A 1,764-nucleotide genomic window follows, 5' to 3' on the forward strand; every position below is an offset into this window, starting at 1 on the left:
CCACCGGCGCAGGCCCGGACGACGACCGTGACCCTGCCGCCGAGCGGCACGGACGTGGGGGTCACCACGATCTCCTGCGGGCCCGGCGCGGCGGGGTCGGCCCAGGCGGGCGGGGCGCCGCCCAGGGCGACGACGACGGCACAGCCTGCGGCGAGCGCTGCGGGGATGGTGCGCATGGATGCCCTCCGGGGAAGCGGGCGGCCCCCGGGGTCCTTCCCCGGCGGTCGATGGCGCCCCCCGCGCCACGACCCTTCGCCGTCGCTCCCCGCGCCGCACCCGGTGCTACGCCGCCCCGGTGCGCCGTTCGCCCCGTCGGCCGAGCGCGCGCGCCGGACCGTCCCGTCCGCCGCCCGGGCCGCCCGCGCCGCGCGCCACCCGTTCGCCCATCCCCCGTCGCCGCCCCCGGCCCGCGCGCCTAGCGTGCTGCCCGTACGGCGAGGGCCGGGGAGGAGGAGCCGGTGGAGGTGCGGTCGGGGCGAGCGAGACCGCGCGGGCGCGCGCCCTGGGGCGTGCTCGCGCTGGTGCTGCTGACGGGGATCGCGCTGTTGCGGGACGGCTCGGGCGAGCACGTGAGCGCGCCGCCGCAGCCCGCGCCCGCCGCCGCGCCGGACAGCGCCGCGCCGGTGGCGGGCACGGGACGGGGCCTCGGTTTCTCGCGGCCCCGGCGGGTGCGGGTGCCGGACATCCGGGTGGACGCGCCGGTACGGCCCGTGGGGCTCGACGCGCAGGGCTGGGTGCAGGCGCCGCCGCCCGCCGCGCGCAACCTGGTGGGCTGGTTCTCGGGCAGCGTCTCGCCCGGCGAACGCGGCCCCGCCGTTCTCGTCGGGCACGTGGACGACACGAAGGGCCCGGCGGTCTTCTACGGCCTCGGCGCACTGCGCAAGGGCCGGCACATCGCCGTCGAACGGGCCGACGGGCGCACGGCGCTCTTCGAGGTGTACGGGGTGGAGGTCTTCGCCCAGGACGACTTCCCCGGGGAGCGGGTGTACGGGGCGACGGCGGGCCCCGAGCTGCGGGTCATCACGTGCGGCGGGGTCTACCACAGCGGCTCGGGGTACGACGGGAACGTCGTCGTGTTCGCGCGGATGACCGGCTCGGCCCGCTGAACGGGCCGCCGTCTCAGACCAGCCGCGCGTCCGGCTGGACCAGGCCGAAACCGGCCGCCCGGAGCCGGGGCAGGAAGCCGCGCAGCGCCGCGACCGTCTGGGCGCGGTCGCCGCCGCCGTCGTGGCACAGGACGACGGCCCCGGGCGCCGCCCCGGCCAGGACCCGGCGGGTGATCGCGGCGGCACCGGGGCGGGACCAGTCCCGGGTGTCCACGCTCCAGGCGAGCGGTTCCATGCCGTGCCGGGCGCCGAGCGCGTGCACCGTGCGGTCCCACTCGCCGTAGGGGGCGCGGAACCAGGCGGGGGCCCGGCCGGTGGCGCGGCGCACGGTCTCGCTGGTGCGCAGGAGCTCGTCCTCGACGCTCGCGCGCCCCAGCCCGGTGAGCCTGCGGTGGTCCCAGGTGTGATTGCCCAGGAGGTGGCCCGCCTCGGTGATGCGGCGCAGCAGCGCCGGGTGCTTCGCCGCCTGCCTCCCGCAGACGAAGAAGGTCGCGCGGGCCTCGTGGGCGGCGAGCACGGCGAGGATCTCGGGCGTCCAGCGCGGGTCGGGCCCGTCGTCGAAGGTGAGCGCGAGCGCGTGCCCGGCACGGGAGAGCCGCGCGAAGGGAACGGTACGGACCGGGGTCGCGGAGGCGGTGGTACGGGGCCGCGGGGTGGA

Annotated in this window: 2 protein-coding genes; one reads left to right on the plus strand and one right to left on the minus strand. The window is 79.1% G+C overall.

The features are described 5' to 3' along the window. Positions 1-458: 458 nt before the first annotated feature. On the plus strand, positions 459-1,106 hold the full coding sequence (locus SSBG_RS01945) for a class F sortase (protein ID WP_008744555.1): 648 nt from the start codon (positions 459-461) through the stop codon (positions 1,104-1,106). 13 nt (positions 1,107-1,119) lie between these two features. Here the strand turns inward: SSBG_RS01945 and SSBG_RS01950 are convergent. After that, positions 1,120-1,764, minus strand: a 645-nt coding sequence (locus tag SSBG_RS01950; RefSeq protein WP_008744556.1) for a polysaccharide deacetylase family protein, incomplete at its 5' end; no start/stop codon positions are given.

Source organism: Streptomyces sp. SPB074 (assembly GCF_000154905.1).
Lineage (GTDB): Bacteria > Actinomycetota > Actinomycetes > Streptomycetales > Streptomycetaceae > Streptomyces.